At 51.6% G+C, this 20,936-nt stretch carries 19 protein-coding genes and 1 pseudogene; 14 read left to right on the top strand and 6 right to left on the bottom strand.

The window, feature by feature from the left end:
* From INT22_RS14380 to arsJ, 8 genes are all read left to right on the top strand, one after another.
* Window positions 1–1,161, top strand: a 1,161-nt coding sequence (locus tag INT22_RS14380) for a multidrug effflux MFS transporter (protein WP_193068461.1), incomplete at its 5' end; no start/stop codon positions are given.
* Window positions 1,162–1,186: 25 nt separating this feature from the next.
* Window positions 1,187–1,918, top strand: coding sequence for a sulfite exporter TauE/SafE family protein (locus tag INT22_RS14375; protein WP_193068460.1), 732 nt, complete (start codon window positions 1,187–1,189; stop codon window positions 1,916–1,918).
* 130 nt (window positions 1,919–2,048) lie between these two features.
* Window positions 2,049–3,062, top strand: coding sequence for a substrate-binding domain-containing protein (locus tag INT22_RS14370; protein ID WP_193068459.1), 1,014 nt, complete (start codon window positions 2,049–2,051; stop codon window positions 3,060–3,062).
* 96 nt (window positions 3,063–3,158) lie between these two features.
* Window positions 3,159–4,409 carry a phosphate ABC transporter permease subunit PstC gene (gene pstC / locus INT22_RS14365; RefSeq protein WP_193068458.1) on the top strand — a complete coding sequence of 417 codons (1,251 nt, stop codon included), beginning with the start codon at window positions 3,159–3,161 and terminating at the stop codon, window positions 4,407–4,409.
* An 18-nt stretch (window positions 4,410–4,427) separates the two neighbouring features.
* Entirely contained in the window at window positions 4,428–5,594 is a 1,167-nt protein-coding gene (gene pstA, locus INT22_RS14360; protein WP_089037903.1) for a phosphate ABC transporter permease PstA, read from the top strand.
* 45 nt (window positions 5,595–5,639) lie between these two features.
* The gene (gene pstB, locus INT22_RS14355) at window positions 5,640–6,479 is read left to right on the top strand and encodes a phosphate ABC transporter ATP-binding protein PstB (RefSeq protein WP_193068470.1); all 840 of its coding nucleotides are present in this window, start codon (window positions 5,640–5,642) and stop codon (window positions 6,477–6,479) included.
* A 149-nt stretch (window positions 6,480–6,628) separates the two neighbouring features.
* Window positions 6,629–7,690, top strand: a complete 1,062-nt coding sequence (locus INT22_RS14350) for an ArsJ-associated glyceraldehyde-3-phosphate dehydrogenase (protein WP_193068457.1) — start codon at window positions 6,629–6,631, stop codon at window positions 7,688–7,690.
* 61 nt (window positions 7,691–7,751) lie between these two features.
* Window positions 7,752–8,918 carry an organoarsenical effux MFS transporter ArsJ gene (arsJ, locus tag INT22_RS14345; protein WP_226912761.1) on the top strand — a complete coding sequence of 389 codons (1,167 nt, stop codon included), beginning with the start codon at window positions 7,752–7,754 and terminating at the stop codon, window positions 8,916–8,918.
* Window positions 8,919–8,928: 10 nt separating this feature from the next.
* Here arsJ and INT22_RS14340 read toward each other — a convergent pair whose 3' ends face one another.
* The 5 genes from INT22_RS14340 to arsH are packed head-to-tail and all read right to left on the bottom strand — an operon-like array spanning window position 8,929 to window position 12,177.
* A complete protein-coding gene (locus INT22_RS14340; RefSeq protein WP_193068455.1) occupies window positions 8,929–9,222 on the bottom strand; it encodes a CC/Se motif family (seleno)protein in 294 nt (97 codons plus the stop codon).
* A 40-nt stretch (window positions 9,223–9,262) separates the two neighbouring features.
* Window positions 9,263–9,670 carry an arsenate reductase (glutaredoxin) gene (gene arsC, locus INT22_RS14335; protein ID WP_193068454.1) on the bottom strand — a complete coding sequence of 136 codons (408 nt, stop codon included), beginning with the start codon at window positions 9,668–9,670 and terminating at the stop codon, window positions 9,263–9,265.
* Between the two features lie 17 nt (window positions 9,671–9,687).
* Window positions 9,688–10,359 (bottom strand): NADPH-dependent FMN reductase, encoded by a 672-nt coding sequence (locus tag INT22_RS14330; RefSeq protein ID WP_193068453.1) that lies wholly within the window; start codon window positions 10,357–10,359, stop codon window positions 9,688–9,690.
* Window positions 10,360–10,374: 15 nt separating this feature from the next.
* Window positions 10,375–11,442 carry an ACR3 family arsenite efflux transporter gene (gene arsB / locus INT22_RS14325; RefSeq protein ID WP_226912759.1) on the bottom strand — a complete coding sequence of 356 codons (1,068 nt, stop codon included), beginning with the start codon at window positions 11,440–11,442 and terminating at the stop codon, window positions 10,375–10,377.
* 15 nt (window positions 11,443–11,457) lie between these two features.
* Window positions 11,458–12,177, bottom strand: a complete 720-nt coding sequence (gene arsH, locus INT22_RS14320; RefSeq protein ID WP_193068452.1) for an arsenical resistance protein ArsH — start codon at window positions 12,175–12,177, stop codon at window positions 11,458–11,460.
* 153 nt (window positions 12,178–12,330) lie between these two features.
* Between arsH and INT22_RS14315 the strand changes: the two genes are divergently transcribed.
* Both INT22_RS14315 and INT22_RS14310 read left to right on the top strand, forming a co-directional pair.
* A complete protein-coding gene (locus tag INT22_RS14315) occupies window positions 12,331–12,756 on the top strand; it encodes an arsenate reductase ArsC (protein WP_193068451.1) in 426 nt (141 codons plus the stop codon).
* A gap of 14 nt (window positions 12,757–12,770) precedes the next feature.
* Window positions 12,771–14,447, top strand: a complete 1,677-nt coding sequence (locus tag INT22_RS14310) for a methyl-accepting chemotaxis protein (protein ID WP_226912758.1) — start codon at window positions 12,771–12,773, stop codon at window positions 14,445–14,447.
* A 33-nt stretch (window positions 14,448–14,480) separates the two neighbouring features.
* Here the strand turns inward: INT22_RS14310 and INT22_RS14305 are convergent.
* Window positions 14,481–15,693: pseudogene (locus INT22_RS14305) on the bottom strand (acetyl-CoA C-acyltransferase).
* A gap of 128 nt (window positions 15,694–15,821) precedes the next feature.
* Between INT22_RS14305 and INT22_RS14300 the strand changes: the two are divergent.
* From INT22_RS14300 to INT22_RS14285, 4 genes are all read left to right on the top strand, one after another.
* A complete protein-coding gene (locus INT22_RS14300; RefSeq protein WP_089037912.1) occupies window positions 15,822–16,385 on the top strand; it encodes a TetR/AcrR family transcriptional regulator in 564 nt (187 codons plus the stop codon).
* 189 nt (window positions 16,386–16,574) lie between these two features.
* A complete protein-coding gene (locus INT22_RS14295) occupies window positions 16,575–18,245 on the top strand; it encodes an AMP-binding protein (protein WP_193068449.1) in 1,671 nt (556 codons plus the stop codon).
* Window positions 18,246–18,261: 16 nt separating this feature from the next.
* The gene (locus INT22_RS14290; protein WP_089037914.1) at window positions 18,262–19,029 is read left to right on the top strand and encodes an SDR family NAD(P)-dependent oxidoreductase; all 768 of its coding nucleotides are present in this window, start codon (window positions 18,262–18,264) and stop codon (window positions 19,027–19,029) included.
* A 252-nt stretch (window positions 19,030–19,281) separates the two neighbouring features.
* The coding region (locus INT22_RS14285; protein ID WP_193068448.1) for an acyl-CoA dehydrogenase family protein at window positions 19,282–20,936 on the top strand (1,655 nt) is incomplete at its 3' end.

The raw sequence follows: 20,936 nt of genomic DNA, 5'->3' as shown, positions 1-20,936 counted from the left end.
GTGGCGGCCAACACAGCGCTTGCGCCGTTTGCGATTGATGCTTACTTACCAGCCATTGGGGTACTGGCAGAAAACATCAATGCGAGTATTCATCATACTGAACTCTCAATCAGTATGTTTTTATTTGGCTTCGCAATCGGTCAGCTGTGCTTTGGGCCGCTGTCAGACAGGGTGGGGCGTAAGCCTGTTTTGCTCAGTGGCTTAGTGGTGTTTATGCTCGCAAGCCTAATGATCACCACCGTTGATAGCTTGCCCTCTTTACTGGTATGGCGATTCATTCAAGCATTAGGTGGCGGCGCTTGCGTGGTTAACTCTGCGGCGATTGTGCGCGACTGTTTTAGCGGACGTGAAGCCGCCAAAGTCATGTCGACGATGGCCATGATCATGATGCTGGCGCCGTTGGTGGCACCTGCCGTGGGTAGCCTCTTGCTGCACATTGCGGGATGGTGGCTGATATTTGTGTTTTTAGCCGCTTATGCAGGGTTTTTGCTTTGGCTGCTAGGTACTCGTTTACCCGAAACACGAGATACTAACTTGCCCGCGGCTTCGCCACGTCAAGTCGTACGAAACTATGTCAGTGTGCTGCGTCATAAAGAGGGGATGGGCTACATTTGCGCTGTCGCAGCTTCATTCGCTGGGCTGTTTGCTTTTGTAACCGCCTCTCCATTTTTATACTTAGACTACTTCTCACTATCGCCTAGCGTTTACCCAATGGTATTTGGCGTCAATGTTCTGGTGATTGCGCTGTCTAATCGCGTCAATATTCATTTGCTGCGTAAGCGTTCACCACAACAGAACTTACGACTAGGGTTAACGATCCAGTTAATTGCAGCACTGGGACTGGTTATCGCGACAGCGCTTAATTTGGCGTCGCTGTATGTGGTGGTGCCTCTAGTCATGCTGTTTACCGGCATGATTGGTTTGATCACGCCTAATGCGATTTCTGCGTTATTGGATCATTTTGGGCATATCAGTGCCACGGCGACTGCACTGCTAGGTGGCATCCAGTTTAGCTGTGGAGCAATTGCCGGGGTGCTGGTGGGCTTGTTCCAAGTAGAGCACCTATGGCCGATGGTGCTTACTATGCTGGGGGCTGCGTTGCTGGGTAATATCGGCGTCCGAAAGCTGACAAGAAAGCCCGCCTACGGAGATTCGTACTGATGCTTTGTGCGGATGATTGATTTAAATGAATAACTCGTTGCCATGGATAGATATGCCACTTGGCGTGTGGCTAGCCTGTTCAGCCGTATTAATGCTGGGTGCTTTCGTACAGCGTGCGACAGGTTTCGGTTTGGCAGTGGTAGGGGCGCCACTACTGTTGATGCTAGAACCACGTTTGGTGCCGGTAGTACTCGTGTTGTTTGGGTTCACTGTTTCATTGCTGATGGTGCGCCACTACTGGCAAGAAATACGCCTGGATGCGATAGGCATTGCCTTGATTGGCCGCTTGCCAGGGAATGCGCTGGGCATTTGGTTATTGTTAACTGCTCCGTTGGTGGTGCTCGAAAAACTGATCGCCGCTATCGTGTTGTTTGCTGTGATAGTAACGCTGTTTCGTTTTCATCCCCCCGTCAACCGTGTGACGCTGTTCCTGGCAGGTGTGCTGTCAGGCGTTTTTGGCACGGTGGCCGCCATCGGTGGCCCTCCAATCGTCCTGCTAATGCACGGCTTTCCACCCGATCGCCTGCGCGGTAATTTGGCTGCTTTCTTTATTCTGACATCTCTTCTAACGCTTATGACGTTAGCGCTTGCGGGCCAGGTGTCCGCTTGGCATTTTAAATTGGCGTTGACGTTTCTACCTGCCGTGTTAATCGGGAATGCGCTGGCAGATGTGATCGCCCACCGATTGGATCGGCGGTTGCTGCAGGGAGTCTCGCTTGGGCTATGTACGTTAGCCGCGTTGGGCTTATTAATGTAGCACTTGTGCAATGCAGCACTCTTAACTGAAAAATCATGCCGATGACTTAGAGTGTCATAAAGTTGTCATCGAAACGGTGCAAAGTACGTCTTGCGAAGGCCAGAACCCTACATCGACAGGAGTATTTCGCATGAACCGTATTCTAAAAACCACCGTTATCGCGGCTGCCGTAATGAGCGTTGCCGGTGTTGCCCAGGCACGTGACCAGATCCGCATCGTAGGTTCCAGTACCGTTTATCCATTTGCCAGCTACGTTACTGAAGAGTTCGGTGCGACTACCGGCAATCCGACGCCTGTTATTGAATCGACAGGTTCGGGCGGCGGTTTGCGCCTGTTCTGTAACGGTATTGGCGAAGGCACGCCCGATATCACCAATGCTTCTCGTCGCATGAAGGTTTCCGAGTTTGAGCGTTGTGAAGAGAACGGCGTTACCGACATCACCGAAGCTAAAATCGGTTCTGACGGCATCGTATTGGGTCAATCAAGCGAAAATGGTGACGTTGCTTTGACCCGTGAGCAGATCTTCATGGCGGTAGCTGCCATGGTGCCGGTTGATGGCGAATTGGTTGAAAACCCCTACACCAACTGGAGCGAGATCGACGCTTCGCTGCCAGACCGCGAAATCTCCATTTATGGACCGCCCACGACTTCTGGTACCCGCGATGCATTTGAAGAGCTGGTAATGGAATCTGCATCTGAGGGCATGGATGTTTACGGCGATGAAGCCTACACCGATATTCGTTCTGACGGTGTTTACATCGATGCCGGTGAAAACGACAACCTGATCGTTCAGCGCCTTTCAGAAGACACCGGTGCCTTTGGTATCTTCGGCTACTCTTTCCTTGAAGAGAATTCTGACACGATCAGCGCCGCCAGCATTGATGGCGTTGAGCCTGAAGCTGACGCGATCAGTTCAGGTGAGTACCCGGTAGCACGCTCACTGTGGTTCTACGTGAAGAACCAGCATGCTGAAGAAGTATCGCCGATGTACGACTACGTCGATATGTTTATGAGCGAGATGATGATTGGCAGCGATGGCTATCTGCGCGATATCGGCTTGATCGTTCTGCCAGAAGCTGAGCGTGAAGAGTGGCGCCAAAGTGTCGCTGACCGCACGACAATGACAGCAGACGTTCTTAAGTAAGTTGGTAGGTCAGGTGTAAAAGTGGCCGGCAGCGTAAGCTGTCGGCCCATTATTGTTGATAGGTTTCTTAACCGGTGACGACGTGAGAGAGATGCGATGCAGACCAACCAGCTTCTACTGATTTTTTGTGCTGCACTATTGCTGCTGGGGCTGCTGGCTTTTTTTGCTGGCCGTTCAAAAGCCACTCGGTTCCGTAGCGCGGGCACGGCTATGTTTGCTCAGCCAGATCAATACGCCTGGTTTACCGTGCTCTCTACCGCCGGGCCTGCGGTACTTGTTAGTGCGCTAGGAGCATTTGCGCTGCTATTAATGGGGGCAAATATCCCCACGCTCTATTTATTTGCGGCGAGTTTGGTAGTGGCAGCCATAGGGCTAATGGTGAGCCTTAACCAAGTGAAGCCCAATTTTCATGCCCGTCAAGCCATAGAATCGGTAATCGGTAAAGTCTTGGCTGGAGCAGCATTAATTTCGATTTTCACTACCTTTGGTATTTTGTTCTCGATCATTTCCGAGGCGCTGCGCTTTTTTCAAATGCACAGCTTCTGGGAATTTATTACCGGCACCACCTGGAACCCGGGGGCAAGCTTTTTAGCTGCAGCGGGTCGTGGCGATGGTGGCGGTGCTGAGTTTGGCTCGGTACCGCTATTCGCTGGTACCTTTATGATTACTGCTATCGCCATGCTGGTGGCGGTGCCTGTCGGTTTGCTCTCAGCAATTTACATGTCCGAATTTGCGCCAAGTAAAGTGCGCACCGTTGCCAAGCCGGTGTTAGAGGTTTTGGCGGGTATTCCTACCGTGGTTTACGGCTTTTTTGCCGCCATCACCGTAGCGCCGATTATCGTTAATATCGCTGGTTTTTTTGGGCTCGATGCTTCTTATAACAATGCGCTGGCGCCTGGCATTGTGATGGGCATTATGATCATACCGTTTATCTCATCGCTGTCTGATGACGTGATCAACTCGGTGCCAGATAGCATGCGCCAAGGGTCGTTGGCACTGGGCATGACCAAAGGGGAGACCATTCGTGATGTGGTGGTGCCCGCTGCAATGCCAGGGATTATCTCTGCTGCGCTCTTAGGTATGTCGCGTGCGATGGGTGAAACCATGATTGTGGTGATGGCCGCAGGTATGCGTCCCAACTTAACCGCCAACCCGCTGGAAGATATGACCACGGTCACCGTGCGCATTGTGGCAGCATTAACTGGCGACCAAGAGTTTGCAAGTGCTGAAACGCTATCGGCTTTCGCGTTAGGGCTCGTGCTGTTCGTTGTTACGCTTGTGCTTAATTTGGTGTCGGTTCTGATGATCCGTCGTTTCCGCGAAAAATATCGCGTGAATAACCTGTAACGTCGAGGAATTGTTTCGATGAGCCATACTTTTGACGAAATCAGCCAGCAGCTTAAAAAGCGCCACCGGAAGTCTACCCGCCTCAAATGGATAACCATGGGGTCGTTAGGGCTGGCAGGCTTGTTCCTGGTGCTGTTTTTTGCAGACATGCTGACTAAAGGTCTGCCTGCTTTTCAGCAAGCGTATATACAAGTCGAGATCAACTATACCGAAGAAGCCGAAACCGATGGGCGGAAGGCGTTTGATGAAGAGCTGCTGCCCATTATCAGCCGCACGGTAGTGCGCGTGATCCCGATGGAACTTCGCAATAATCCTGACATGATTGGTACCAGCGAAACCCAGTGGGTGCTATCGACCAGTGGGGTGGATCAGTATCTGAAAGGTCACCGGCATCGTTTAAGTGAAGAAGAACAGGCGGCTATTGATGCCCTGGTTGAAGCGGGTCAGGTAGATCTTCGCTTCAATAGCACCTTTTTTGGTTCGGGTGATTCAAAAATTGCCGAGAATGCAGGTATCCTCTCGGCCGTTGTCGGTACCGTGATGACAATGATCGTCACCCTGGCTATCTCGTTCCCTATCGGCGTTATGACGGCGATTTATCTGGAGGAGTTTGCTCCAGACAACCGCTTTACTCAGCTCATTGAGATTAATATCAACAACCTTGCTGCGATTCCCTCGATTCTGTTTGGTCTGCTGGGTCTTGCGATCTTTATTAACTTCTTTGGGGTGCCGCGTTCGTCGCCGTTAGCGGGTGGTATGACTCTGGCGCTGATGACGCTCCCCGTTATTATTATCTCAACACGTACTGCACTGCGTAGCGTGCCGGAATCCATCCGCCATGCTGGCTTTGGGGTGGGATGTTCGCGCTGGCAAGTGGTGCGGGATCACGTTTTACCGTTAGCTATGCCAGGTATTATGACCGGCTCTATTATTGGCTTGGCGCAAGCGATGGGTGAAACAGCACCGTTGATTATCGTGGGTATGGTGGCTTTTATCCCCGATGTGGGTGCTTCATTTACCGAAGCAGCCACCGTCATGCCAGCTCAAATATTTACCTGGTCAGGTGAGCCAGAGCAGGCGTTTGTAGAAAAAACCGCCGGCGGTATTTTGGTGCTACTCACCATACTCATCTCACTCAACGCCTTTGCCGTTGTGTTACGTAAGAAATTTGAGCGTCGCTGGTAGGCCAGCGCGATAGAGGACATGATTATGAATAGCCAAGCACCCGTAATGAATAGCCAAGCACCTGTAATGAATGGCCAGCAAGTCCCTGCGGCTGGGCAACCCTACACGCGAAACGACGCTGCGTGCCACGACCTGAGCTTCCGGGTTCGCGATTTGAATCTGTGGTATGGCAAAAACCAAGCGTTGAATAATCTGAATATTGATCTATTTCAGAAAAATGTGACGGCACTGATTGGCCCTTCGGGGTGTGGTAAGTCGACGTTTTTACGCTGCTTGAACCGCATGAACGACTTGATTCCTAGCGTACGAGTCGAAGGCTTGGTTGAGATGGATGGGCTAGATGTTAATGCGCCTAAAATGGATGAAGTGGCGCTGCGTCGCCGGGTGGGCATGGTATTCCAAAAGCCTAATCCGTTTCCTAAGTCGATCTTTGAAAATATCGCTTACGCACCACGCATGCACGATTTGGTCAGTCGTAAAGCCGAGCAGGAAGAGTTGGTTGAAAAGGCGCTACGCGACGCCGGGCTGTGGAACGAGGTGAAAGACAAGCTGCATGAGCCAGGTACCTCTCTCTCTGGTGGTCAACAACAGCGTTTGTGTATTGCCCGAGCGATTGCAGTACAGCCAGATGTGATTTTAATGGATGAACCGACTTCGGCGCTTGACCCGATCTCGACCGCAACCATCGAAGATTTGATGGATAAGCTGAAAGAGCAGTTCACCATTATTACCGTGACGCATAATATGCAGCAGGCCGCACGGGTAGCCGACTACACGGCATTTTTCCACCTGGGGGAAATCATCGAGTACAACGATACCAAAGTGATGTTCTCAACCCCGGCACAGAAAAAAACCGAAGACTATATCTCCGGTCGTTACGGTTAACTAAGACTGCCTGTAGGCTAGCCCCAAGCTAACCTGCAGGCATTTTTTTATTTTTTCATATATGTTTTTTCGTATATTTGCATTGCGAATTTTTGCACTATTCATTTATTTAGACGTTCATGCATACGTTTATCTAAATAGGAGGCCCCATGACATTACGTATCGGTATTAACGGGTTTGGTCGTATTGGCCGATTGGCACTGCGCAGCTTATGGGCTGAGGTTGAAGCTGGTGCAGTAGAGCTTGTGCGTATTAACGACCCAGGCGGTGATTCAGCAACGTTTGCCCACCTGCTTGAGTTTGATTCGGTGCATGGCCACTGGTCTCCAGGTGAAGGGATTGCAGCTTATGACGATGCGATTGTTTTAGATGGTAAAACGGTTGCGTTTAGCGCCAATAAAGCGATTGCCGACAGTGACTGGTCTGCCTGTGACGTGGTCATCGAGTGCTCGGGTAAAATGAAAGAAACCACCAAGCTCCAGGCGTACCTTGATCAAGGCGTTACGCGCGTAGTGGTGAGTGCACCGATTAAAGAAGAGGGCGTGCTGAACGTGGTGGTAGGTGTCAACGATCATCTTTATGACCCTGCTCAGCACCGGATCGTAACGGCCGCTAGCTGTACCACAAACTGCTTAGCCCCGGTAGTTAAAGTGATTCAGGAAACCTTTGGTATTCGCCATGGTTCGATGACGACGGTACACGACATTACCAACACCCAAACAATTCTAGATGCTCCGCACAAAGACCTACGTCGTGCTCGTGCCTGTGGTATGAGTTTGATTCCAACGACAACGGGCTCTGCAAAAGCAATCACAGCCATCTTTCCAGAACTGGAAGGCAAGCTGAATGGTCATGCCATTCGTGTACCGCTGGCCAATGCATCGCTCACCGACATGGTGTTTGAGCTTGAGCGTGAGGTCACGGTGGAAGAGGTCAATCAAGCGCTGAAAGCGGCCGCGGAGGGAGGACTCGCCGGTATTTTGGGGTATGAAGAGCGCCCGCTGGTATCGATTGATTATCGCACTGATCCGCGTAGCTCCATTATTGATGCGCTTTCTACCATGGTGGTCAACGGCACCCAGCTTAAGCTTTACGCCTGGTATGACAACGAGTGGGGCTATGCCAACCGCACGGCCGAGTTGGCGCTAATGGTAGCTGGTGAGAAGGCAGCTAAAGAGCGGGTCGTGAGTGAGCAGAAGGACCGTGGCTGATTCGTCGTCGCTAAAGGTGTTCGCGCGCGTAAAGGCGCTACCTTTTGAGGTGCGCCAATACATGCTGATCACTGGCAACTACTGGGCGTTTACCATTACCGACGGCGCGCTGCGCATGCTGGTAGTGATGTATTTCCACCAGCTAGGTTACTCGCCGCTGCAAATCGCCATGCTGTTTCTGTTCTATGAAGCGTTTGGCGTCGTGACCAACTTGGTCGGCGGCTGGCTGGGTGCGCGGTTAGGCTTGAATCGCACGATGAATGTGGGGCTGGGACTGCAAATTGTTGCGCTTGCTATGCTGATGGTGCCCGCAGGGATGCTCACGGTTGTTTGGGTGATGGCGGCGCAGGCGCTGTCTGGCATTGCTAAAGACTTAAACAAAATGAGTGCTAAAAGTGCGGTCAAAGTATTGGTGCCTAAAGAGAGTGCCAACGCTAATAGCTCTCTCTACCGCTGGGTAGCGATGCTGACCGGCTCTAAAAATGCATTGAAAGGTCTAGGCTTTTTTATCGGCGGGTTGTTACTGACGCTGATTGGTTTCCGAGGCGCGGTGATTGCCATGGCGGTGATGCTTAGCGCGGTATTAATGGTCTCTTTATGGCGCTTAAAAGCAGATTTAGGCCGCCAAAAAGTAAAACCCAAATTTTCGGAGATTTTTTCCAAGTCCCGTGCCATCAATGTGCTTTCAGCGGCGCGCTTTTGCCTGTTCGCTTCTAGGGATGTCTGGTTTGTCGTGGCATTGCCGGTATTCCTATACGATCAGCACGGCTGGAGTCACTGGACGGTGGGGGGATTACTGGCAGCATGGATTATTGGCTACGGTGGGGTACAAACCCAGGCACCTAAACTGACCCAGTTGATTAAAGGGGATGCCCGCTCGCTAACCTCAGGATGGGCAGCCGCTTTAGCAGTACTAGCGATTTTATTGGCGTTGTTACCGCTGGCGCAGGTGGGTTGGCTGGTGGTCGGGCTTTTAGCGTTTGGTGTGCTATTTGCGATTAACTCCAGCTGGCACAGTTACCTGATCGTTCATTACGCTCGTGCTGATGGCGTCTCGATGGATGTCGGCTTTTACTATATGGCCAACGCCATGGGGCGTTTGGTAGGAACCTTGCTGTCAGGCTGGCTATATATGGCGTACGGATTGAGCGCCTGTCTTTGGGTATCGGCGGCCTTCGTGACAGCCAGTTCCGTGATGGCACTGGCGTTGCCTAGACAAGCTGCTTAAAGGCCAGTTTCTAGCCTGCTGATAACGCTGCGCCATCCACATAAAGGTGGCGCAATTTCCACCAACCTTCAACGCCAATGCGCAGTCCTTGGTTAGCAAGGTCGGGGTCAATATATATCGAAACACTATCTTGAATATGGTGCTGATAGTGTTGGGTATCTCCTGGATGGTGTGCTTCAGCTACCGCAAGATTGGCGAGGCCTCCGCAGCAGCCGTACCGTGGGGAGAGGCGGACGGTCACAACGCCGCCTTGTTGTTTGATGAAGTCGACGGCGTTGCTGTCGATATCAATGACATGGTTCATTGCTCACCCCGTACTATTGTTCTGGCATGTGGTTCCTGTATTAGCTCGCGGGATAGTAGACGGTTTCGCCATCCTCTTTGGTAAAGTGTGAAACGGGCTGCTCAAGCAGTTCCAATACTAGTTCGGATGGGCGACATAAGCGCGCGCCTTTTTGGCTAATAACGATAGGACGATTGATCAAAATCGGGTGCGCTATCATGGCGTCAATCAGTTGATCATCGTCTAGCGAAGAGTCATTCAATTTGAGCTCTTCAAAAGGCGCGTCCTTTTGGCGCAGCAGCTCTCGTGGTGATATCTTCATCATCGCGAGTAGCGCTACTAGGTGCTCTCGGCTGGGAGGTGTTTCCAAGTAGTGAATTACCTCGGGGTCTTCGCCCGACGCCTTGATCATTGCCAGCGTATTGCGCGAAGTACCGCAGTTAGGGTTGTGGTAGATGGTGACTGACATGGTGAGTTATCTCTTGGTTAGGTGGAAAGATCGGTTTTAGGTGCATTGCGCTGAGCTGGCGATTTAGTAAACGCAGGTGATAGCGTTGTGGGGTCTTGCTCGGTTTTGTGCGACTTAGCCGCTTCTGCCCACCACGTTAATTGCCCCAGCGCGCGCCCAAAATAGTTTTCCCAGCGTTCTTGCTCCTGGGCAAACTCCCCGTCATCGTTCAGCGCTTCCTGCGCTTTAGGTATATGGATCATGGCGGACACTGGCAGGCAGCCAAGCTCAGATAGAAATGCGCGCATGCTAACGGCGGCACGCACGCCTCCCCATTGCCCCATGGAGTAAGTCACGATAGCGCTGGGTTTGAATGCAAACAGTGATGCACCGAAATGATTCAGCAAATGGCTCAGCGCCGGGCTCATGGAGTGGTTATATTCGGGGCTGACCATCACGTAGCCATCGGCTTGTTCAATCTTGCCTGCAAGAGCTTCAAGATCATCGGGAACCGCTGTTTTTGCGTAAGCAAAATGTGGCTTAAAAGGGCCGTTAAGGTCTAACGTTAGCGGGTCTATAACCTCTGCCGTTGTATCGGGTAGCGAGCTAAGTAGGCGTTTGCACGCCTGGGATACCCGCTCGCCTAAACGAGCAGGGGCGGGCGGCGTAGAGGTTCGAGTTGAACCGAGAAAAACTAAGTAATGTGCCATCCGAGTATCTCTTTGTTATGCGTTTTCAGGAAAATGCTGACGCGTGTTGTTGGCAATGCGTACCAGTACGAGCATAAGCGGCACTTCAACTAAAACACCCACTACTGTGGCTAGCGCGGCGCCGGATTGTAAGCCAAACAGTGCAATGGCAGCAGCGACCGCCAGTTCAAAAAAGTTGCTGGCGCCGATCATTGCGCCTGGGGCAGCGATGTTGTGTGGCACACGCCACGCTTTGGCCCAGCCATAAGCGATAAAGAAGATCAAAAATGTTTGGATAATCAGCGGAATGGCGATTAATACGATATGCAGCGGATTATTCAGAATAACGTCGCCTTGGAAAGCGAATAGAAGCACTAGCGTAATGATTAACCCGATGGGCGTGATTGGGCCAACGCGCTTCATAAACACGTTGTCGTACCACTCGGTGCCGCGCTTGGCGATCAGCGTTTTACGGGTGATATAGCCAGCGGTAAGCGGAATGACGATGTACAGCACCACCGACAAAATAACCGTGTCCCAGGGCACTTGGATATTTGAGATTCCTAGTAACAGCACCACAAGCGGCGCAAAGGCAAACAGCATAATCAAGTCATTCAAAGCTACTTGAACCAGCGTGTAAGCCGCATCACCTCGAGTCAGGTAGCTCCATACAAATACCATCGCGGTGCAGGGGGCTACCCCCAATAATATGGCGCCCGCTAGATATTGACTGGCCAGTTCCTCAGCAATAAATGGCTGAAAAATCACCATGAAAAACAGCCAGGCCAAGGCGAACATTGTGAAGGGTTTAATCAGCCAATTGACCGTGGTGGTAATGGTTAGGCCCTTTGGCTGGCGGCGCACTCCTGCAATAGCACTGAAATCAATCTGCGCCATCATGGGGAAAATCATCGCCCAGATTAATACGGCAATCGGAATGGAGACCTGGGCATACTCAAACCGTGATAACACCTCTGGCACGGCAGGGGCGAACTGCCCAAGTGCAATCCCGGTAACAATGGCAATTGCTACCCATACGGAAAGGTAGCGTTCAAACAGCCCCATATCGGCACTGGTGGGTGATGAATTGCTCTGGGTCGTCATAACGCCACTCCCTGATTAAATAGCACGTTGACTGACGCGTTTGGAGACTTCTTCAGCGCTTTCTTTGCGTTCAGAGTAACGGTCGGTTAGCAGATCGCTGCGTTCACGAACCAGCAGCGTAAACTTCACCAGTTCTTCCATAACATCAACAATGCGGTCATAAAATGGAGAAGGCTTCATGCGACCGTTGTCATCAAACTCCATAAAAGCCTTAGGTACCGATGACTGGTTTGGAATCGTCACCATGCGCATCCAGCGCCCTAAAATACGCAGCTGATTTACCGTGTTAAACGACTGGGAGCCACCGCACACCTGCATTACTGCAAGCGTTTTGCCCTGGGTGGGGCGAACGCCGCCTAAGGCAAGAGGAATCCAGTCAATTTGTGCTTTCATAATGCCAGTCATTGCACCGTGGCGTTCAGGTGAGCACCACACCATGCCATCGGCCCACTGTACCAGTGTACGCAGCTCATCCACTTTAGGGTGGCTCGCATCTTCCGCATCCGGCAGGGGTAAGCCGCGCGGATCAAAAATCTTTGTACTTGCCCCCATTGCATTGAGTAGCCGAGCGGCTTCTTCAACGGCTAAGCGGCTGAATGAACGTTCCCGCAGTGAACCGTAAAGCAGCAGGATTTTGGGTGCAGGCTGGTCTCTCGAGGGAAGCCTCAACGTTTCATGATTGGGAGCTTCAAACAGACTGCTGTCTACATTGGGTAAATCGTCAAGCAATGCCATTGGCGGTACCCCTTTTATGTCGAAGAAGTGGTTATTGACGTTATGATATATGTTTTTTCGTATATTTGTACCGGTAACTAGCAGGCTGCAATAATGACGTCATCTTGAAGGCGTAAATTGCTGAAATCACACTCATCAAGAGGCCATTTATTTATGCCAAAGCGTCGCGTGCTATTCCTTTGTAATGCCAATTCTGCACGGTCTTTGATGGGAGAGGCGCTGCTTCGCCAGATGGCAAGTGATCGCTTTGATGCTTTTAGCGCAGGTTCCGAGCCAGATGAACCCCATGCGTTAACGTTAGAGGCACTGCATAAACAGGGCCTTTCTACGGAAGGGTTGCGTAGTAAGTCACTGGATGAGTTTGAGGACGACTACTTCGACTTTGTCATTGTACTTTGCGATAAGGCGCAACAGGTTTGCAGAGACTGGCAAGGGCGCGCCAGAGAAGTACTTTTCTGGGATATTCGTGATCCAAGGCTAATTAGTAAATTAGATGCATACGAGCAAGCGCTACTGGAGATTCGTCGGCGTCTGCAGCTATGGCTGTCCCTGCATGCTCATGATCAGCCACGTGGTTGAAAGAATTTATGCGTATGGTGAATAGTTTAAGCGTTAAAGCGAGCTGGGCGCTGGTGTTAGTGACCTTCACCTGTCTCATATTGGCGATTGGTGGGTTGGGGTTATTTGCCAATCACTTTGGCCGTGAGGCGTTTACGTCGCTGCAGCAACGAGATATGAATCAGATACGTGAGCTTAACGGGGCCTATACCCAGCTGCTGCGTGCTCGTATACAAATGAACCGAGCTGCTGAGCTAATTCGTACTCCCTCTTTTGAGCGTCCAGAACCTTTGTTAGAGGAAGCGGGGAGCTTGTTGAGTACGGCGTCAGCCCGCTTTAACGCTTTCCACTCAAGTTTTGCTGAGGATGAGCGGCTTGAGCTTGTGGATCAGTTGGCGAATGATTTCCACTCATTGGTTAATAATAATTTAAGTTTGCAAATGATGATGCTGGAAGAGCGCGATGTTCGAGGCTTCCTATCTGGCGAATCTCGCGTGGATGAGAGTAGTCAGCAGTTTGTGACTGCTGCGGAAGCCTTCTACGCTTACTCGGTCGCCCGTGGTGCTGGGCTGCTTGATCGCTTTCAAAAAGTATCGTCGCTACTATTTTGGGGAGTGCTTGGCGTTGTTGTTGTGGCAATGCTGGTCATCGCGTTAGTGGTATGGGGCGTGCGTAACAATGTTTTGCAGCCTTTGCGTGTAATAACGCAGCACTTTAAACGCATCGCCAAGGGCGATTTATCAACGCCAGTCGACGCCCATGCCGCTAATGAAATTGGTCTGTTGTTTAGCGAATTGGCAAACATGCAGCATTCGCTAACGTCGACGGTGAACCATCTTAACAACAGTAGCCAACAGGTTTATACCGATAGCCAAGTCATGGCAGCTCAAAGCCAACAATTGGCGGGGCAAACTGACTCGCAAGTAGCCGCGCTCGTACAAATGGCGGCAAGCCTTAAGCAGTTAACCGCAACCGTAAATCAGAATGCAGAAAGTGCGGCGCATGTGAGTCAAGCGACGACGGGTGTCGCTCATAAAGCGCAGCAAGGTGATCAGGTAATTGCTCAGTTCATAGCGACTATGCAGTCCATTAACAAGCACTCCGAAGAAATACAAAGCATTATTTCCATGATTGAAAGTATTGCCTTCCAAACGAATATTCTGGCTTTGAATGCTTCTGTTGAGGCAGCGCGTGCGGGTGAGCACGGGCGTGGCTTTGCGGTGGTGGCCAGCGAAGTACGGGCGTTAGCAACGCGCAGTGCTGATGCGGCACATGAGATTCGGTCGCGTATTGAAGCATCTCGCCAGAGTGTTGAGGAGGGGAGTGAGTTATCTCAGCAAGCGGGTGAGCATACGCGCGATATTATGCAGTCGGCCACTCAGGTAGAGCAGTTGATGGCAAGGATAGCCAGCGCGTCGGAAGAGCAGCGTCGTGGTATTGAGGAAGTGAACAGGGCGGTCACGCAAATTGATATGACAACCCAAGATACGCTGAAGCTGGTCAATCACGCGGCACAAAGTGCTGAAGGACTAACTCAAGAAGCTCTGAAAATGCGTGAATATGCTGGTCAATTTCGCATGGCTGAGGATCAGCTTAGCAATAATCATGATGATATCAGTGAAGCTATAGAGGCGCTCAAGTCATTGGACTGGCAGACATTGGCCACTTCAGAAAAGTATGGCGATAGGGAGGATAAACGCGCCTTGGCATGATCAGTATGGCAAGGCGCGGGAGGGTTGATTATATTAGTCGATTAGCTCAACGGCCACAGCGGTGGCTTCGCCACCACCAATGCACAGGCTGGCAATACCACGTTTGCCGCCTTTGGTGCGTAGGGCGTGAATAAGCGTCGCAATGACGCGTGAACCTGTTGAGCCAATTGGGTGCCCTTGGGCACAAGCGCCGCCAAACACGTTGACTTTCTCGTGGGGTAGCCCCAAGTCATCCATCGCCATTAACGTAACGACAGCGAACGCTTCGTTAATCTCAAACAGATCAACGTCGTTAACGCCCCAGCCAAGCTTTTTCATCAGCTTTTCAATGGCACCGACTGGCGCAATGGTGAATTCGCTTGGATGGCGGGAGTGGGTGGTATGGCCAAGCATTTTCGCTAGTGGCTTTACACCATGGCGCTTAGCGGCTTCATGGCTGGCCAAAATAAGTGCGGATGCACCGTCGGAAATTGAGCTAGCATTGGCAGCAGTAATAGTACCGTCTTTGGCAAACGCCGGGCGCAGCTGGCGAATTTTATCTAGCTTCGCTTGGAAAGGCTGTTCATCATGCTCGACCAGCGTTTCACCTTGGCGGCTGGTGACTGTTACCGGTGCCATTTCTGCCGCTAAGTGGCNNNGCCATTTCTGCCGCTAAGTGGCCGTTATTGGTAGCGTCCATAGCGCGCTCTAAGGATGCAATGGCAAAGTCATCCAGACGCTCGCGCGTGTAGCCACGCTCTGAGGCAACATCCTGAGCGAAAACGCCCATCAATTTGCCGGTTTCGGCATCTTCTAAACCGTCAAGGAACATGTGGTCCTTTAGCTCGCCATGACCTAGACGATAACCACCACGCGCTTTAGTGAGTACGTGTGGGGCATTAGACATCGATTCCATGCCGCCAGCGAGCAGCACTTCCCCCGTCCCGGCTTTGATCAAATCGTGGGCTAGCATGGTGGCTTTCATGCCAGAACCACACAGTTTATTGATCGTAGTAGCCCCATTGGCATCGGGAATGCCAGCCTGACGCATGGCCTGGCGGGCTGGCCCTTGTTTTACGCCAGCGGGTAGTACACAGCCCATGATGCCTTCTTCAATAACGGATGCTTCGATACCCGCTCGCTCTATGGCAGCGCGGATTGCAACGGCCGCGAGTTCGGGAGCCGTCATGCTGGAAAGACTACCCATCATGCCGCCCATTGGCGTGCGGGTGGCAGATAAAAATACAACCTCGGTGGCATTACTCATTTGTGCGTCTCCTGTCGGATTTCTTGTGATTATCTTGCTGTAAGCTTAGTGATGCGTTGACCCGTTGGCGGGGCTGTGGTCTTCTCCTAAGTAACCAAGCAAGCGCTAGTGTAAATGACATGAATGTAATGAATGCTTCCCCTCGCCGCAAGGAATTGACACGTTTAGCGGCTCAGCTATTCGTCCAAGAAGGCTTTGATCGCACCACGGTGCGTATGCTGGCGCAAGAAATGGGTATCAAGTCTGGCAGCTTGTTCCATCACTTCAAAGATAAGCAGGAAATCTTAGCTGCGGTAATAGAGGAGGGTACCCAGAATGCTCTTAGCATTGCTAAAGCAGCGCTTCAAGAGTGCGACAATGATCCTGAGGCGCGTCTGCATGCTATGGCCCGAGCGCACTTAGAGACGCTTTTCGCTGATCGCAATGCCCATGTGGTCGCGTTATTTGAATGGCGACGGTTAGATCCAGATGCGAGTGCCCATTTAAGCCACCTGCGGGATGCTTACGAAGCACTATGGGTAGAGGTTATCGATGATGCGCTGGCAGCAGAGCTTATTCACGGTGACCGCTTTCTTGTATCGCGGTTTATATTGGGTGCGCTGAATTGGACGGTACGCTGGTACGACCCGAGTGGGCCGCGCACCCCCGATGATCTAGCCGATGAACTGGTCGCGATGATTATGGCCCGTTAACACCCCTCTCGACCAACGTCTAATCCGTTTACGACGCTGATTGCTTGCGCTCCCGCGCAAATGCTTTTAGCGTTAGTTTAATTGCAAGGTTTCCGTTAACGTAAACGGACAATAATAAAGTGTAAGATCGAAACCTGGCCTGTCTGTTTGCGTACAACTGCTCACGACTAACAACATAAGAGAGCCATCATGACAGCAACATCAGCGTCACTACCCACATATTCCACCTTCCTGGAAGGCTTTACGGTTGACACCATGATTGCCAGGCTGGATGACCATCAGGATGGTTGCCTTAATGCCTTTGAGGCATGCTGCGGTCGTCATGTACGCCAGGGGCGAGGTGATGTGCTTGCGCTCGTGCAGGAAGATATCAATGGACAAACCCATACGCTGACGTATGCAGAACTAGACGAGCAGAGTGGTAAACTTGCTGGCTGGTTTAAGGCCCAAGGGCTTGGTGAAGGGGACCGTATTGCCTGCATGCTGCCGCGCTCAGCAGCGCTGTTAGTGGCGGTTCTTGCCACCTGGCGAATTGGTGCGGTTTATCAGCCGTTATTTACTGCGTTTGGTCCTGATGCGGTGGATTATCGCCTGGGGCGCGCTGACACCAAGCTGGTTATTACCGATCATGCTAATCGCTTTAAGTTTGATGGGCTAAGCCAGTGTCCGCCTGTTTTGGCAGTAGGCGGGGCCACTAGCGAGCATCCTAATGATCATAAATGGCAGGCTGCGTTGACGCATACGTCAATGAGCGAAAAGCCACCTCGTCTTGCCCCTGAAAAACCTTTTCTTCAGATGTTTACGTCGGGCACGGTAGGCAAGCCAAAGGGAGTGGCTGTGCCGCTTTCCGGTATGACCGCGTTTGCTCTCTATATGGAACTGGCAGTCGATCTTCGCGACGATGATCGCTTTTGGAATATGGCTGACCCGGGTTGGGCATATGGGCTTTATTACGCGATTACTGGGCCGCTGCTGCTCGGTGTTACCACGCACTTCTGCGAGGCAGGTTTCAGTGCAGAAGGTGCCTTGGCTTTCATGAAGCGCCACCATATTACTAACTTCGCCGCGGCGCCCACGGCATACCGCTTAATGAAAGCGTCAGGACTGTTCGATGACGCCCACCAAACCTTAGAGCTTCGCGCGGCAAGCTCTGCAGGCGAGCCTCTAAACACAGAAGTAGTGACCTGGGTGGAGAAATCGTTAGGTTGTCCGGTCATGGATCACTATGGTCAAACAGAAACCGGCATGACCTGTAATAATCATCACTCCCTTGATCACCCTAAACATGTGGGAGCGATGGGTGTGCCAATGCCGGGCTACCGCTTGGCTATCTTGGACGCCGAGTATAACGAACTGCCGCCCGGTGAACCGGGTGTGCTTGCAGTTGATATCAAAAACTCACCCGCCCACTTCTTCCAAGGGTATACCTGGCAAGAAAAAGACCCCTTTGTGAACGGTTACTACCTAACTGGCGATGTCGTTATCCGCAATGAAGACGGCTCGTTTCAATTTGCCGGACGCGATGACGACATTATTACCACCGCAGGCTACCGGGTTGGCCCTACGGATGTTGAAAACAGTGTCATGACTCACCCTGCGGTTGCCGAATCGGCAGCGGTTGGCCAGCCAGACGAGATTCGTGGCGAGGTCATTAAATCTTATATCGTGCTGCGTGATGGGTATGAGGCTAGTGAGGGGCTTGCTGATGAGATCCGCCAGCAAGTGCGTGAGCGTCTTTCTACTCATGCGTTCCCCAGGGTTATCGAATTCGTCGATGAGCTGCCCAAAACGCCTAGCGGCAAGATTCAGCGCTTCAAACTTCGTGCCCAAGCGACTGAGCAAGCACGCAACGACAAATAATCAAAGGAAAGTTGAAATGCAGGTGAAGGATTGTACGTTTTTAATTACTGGTGCTGCTTCAGGGCTAGGTGCGGCAACAGCAGAGCGCCTAATAGCGGCTGGTGGAAGCGTTGTATTGTGTGACATGAATAATAGCGTGTTGGAGCATGCTAAGCGCTTAGGTGATCGTGCAGTGGCCTGCATAGCTGATATCACCTCTGCCGAGCAAATGCAGCAGGCGATTGACGAAGCGATTGCGCTGGCAGGTGACAGCGGCCTTTCGGGTGTTATTCACTGTGCTGGCGTCGTCAGCGTGGCCAAACTGGTTGACCGTAATGGCAATCCCGCAGACCTGGAAAGCTATGCAAAAACGATCAACATTAATTTAGTGGGTACGTTTAATGTGATGCGTTTGGCGGCAGCCGCCATGGCCAAAAATACGCCCAATGAGAGCGGTGAGCGGGGCGTAATTATTAATACGGCTTCTATCGCGGCATTCGATGGGCAAGTGGGGCAGTGTGCTTACAGTGCTTCGAAAGCCGGTGTTGTGGGAATGAGTTTGCCTGCTGCTAGAGAGCTATCGCGTCATGCTATTCGCGTTATGGCGATTGCGCCTGGCGTTTTTGAAACGCCCATGATGAGTGAGATTCCTGACGAAGCGGCTCAAGCCTTAGCCGCTGCGGTGCCTTTCCCCAAGCGGTTGGGTAAGCCAGATGAGTTTGCTCAGTTGGCCGAGCAGATTATTACTAACCCAATGTTGAATGGTGAAGTGATTCGGCTGGATGGCGGCATTCGAATGCAGTAAATAGGCTGGAAAATTAGTAGCGTCTGATAACCTGCCAGCACTTTTGCTGGCAGTTTTTTTGTTTATAGATCAATTTTTTACCGGTTAGTCGACCAAAGTTGTAGCGGTTTTGGGTGTTATATTCAAACGACCGCTTGACTATGGTGCGGCTGCGCGCTAGTTTTCAAACATGTGTTTGAAAGCGGCTTTTTTGAAATCTAAGCCGTACTAAAAATGTAAGCCGCTTTCAGCCCCCTGCTTAGGAGAAGTGACATGCCCAGCTATCAAGCCCCCTTACGTGATATGCGTTTCGTTATGGACGAAATGTTTGACTATCCCAGCCACTATGCAGCGCTACCCTGTGGTGATGAAGCGTCTCCAGACGTCGTGAATGCGATTCTTGAAGAGGGCGCGCGCTTTGCCCGTGATGTGCTGCTTCCGCTCAATCAAAGTGGCGATGAAGAGGGGTGCTTGTTAGAAGGTGGCGAAGTTAAAGCGCCGCAAGGTTTTAAAGAAGCGTATCAGCAATATGTTGAAGGTGGCTGGCCAAGCCTAGCAGCAGATCCTGAACAGGGCGGCCAAGGTCTTCCGCCATCATTGGCGATGATGCTGTCTGAAATGATCTGCGCAACTAACTTAGCGTGGGGTATGTATCCAGGGCTTTCCCATGGTGCTGCCGATGCACTTCGGCACCATGGTACTGATGAGCAAAAGGAAACCTACCTTACCAAGCTGGTTGAAGGCGTTTGGACGGGCACTATGTGTCTCACCGAGCCCCACTGTGGTACTGACCTCGGGTTAATTAAGACGCGTGCGGTGCCTAATGAAAGTGGTGCCTACTCCATTACGGGTACTAAGATCTTTATTTCTGCTGGCGACCATAATCTGGCAGAAAACATTGTGCACCTCGTATTAGCCAAACTGCCTGGCGCTCCTGAGGGCTCGAAGGGTATTTCTCTATTTGTTGTGCCTAAGTTTATGCCAGATGCTCAAGGCAATCCCGGCGATCGTAATGGTGTTTCCTGTGGCTCGCTCGAGCACAAAATGGGCATCCACGGTAATGCGACTTGTGTGATGAACTTTGATGGTGCGACGGGCTATTTAGTTGGAGCGCCTAACAAGGGCTTGGCGTGCATGTTCACTATGATGAATGCTGCACGCCTTGGGGTGGGCATTCAAGGCTTAGGCTTAATTGAAGCCAGTTTCCAAAACTCGCTCAGTTACGCTCGTGACCGGTTACAAATGCGTGCCCTTTCTGGTGCTCAAGCGCCTGAGAAAGCAGCAGACCCGATTATTGTTCATCCGGATGTGCGCCGTATGCTGCTAACCCAGAAGGCGTTTGCCGAGGGTGGCCGCATGCTGGTGCTATACACCGCTCAAATGCTAGATATCGTTGAGCACGGTAAGCCCGGCGAAGAGAGGGAGCAGGCTGAAACTCTGCTTGGTCTATTAACGCCTATCGTGAAAGCGTTTCTCACTGAAGTTGGTTTTGAGTGCACCAATGAAGGCGTGCAGATTTTTGGTGGGCACGGCTTCATTAAAGAGTGGGGGATGGAACAGCTGGTGCGTGATGCGCGTATTACCCGTCTCTATGAAGGTACTACCGGCATTCAGGCGTTAGACCTGCTTGGCCGAAAGGTGTTGATGAGCCAGGGTGAATCGCTAAAAGTATTCACCAAAGAGATCCATAAGTTCTGTAAGTCGGAAGCTGATAACCCTGCTCTAAAAGAGTTTGTTGAGCCGCTAGCGAAACTGAATGCTGAGTGGGGCGAGCTAACGATGGGCGTGGGTATGAAAGCCATGCAAGACCGTGAAGAAGTGGGGGCGGCTAGCGTCGACTACCTCATGTACTCCGGCTATGTCACCTTGGCGTACCTTTTTGCCCGCGCAGCTAAGCAGTCGTTGGTGGAATTAGAGGGTGGCGCTAA

It is taken from the genome of Halomonas sp. 3D7M (genome assembly GCF_014897885.1).
Lineage (GTDB): Bacteria > Pseudomonadota > Gammaproteobacteria > Pseudomonadales > Halomonadaceae > Vreelandella.
This window is presented reverse-complemented; position numbering and strand designations above follow the sequence as displayed.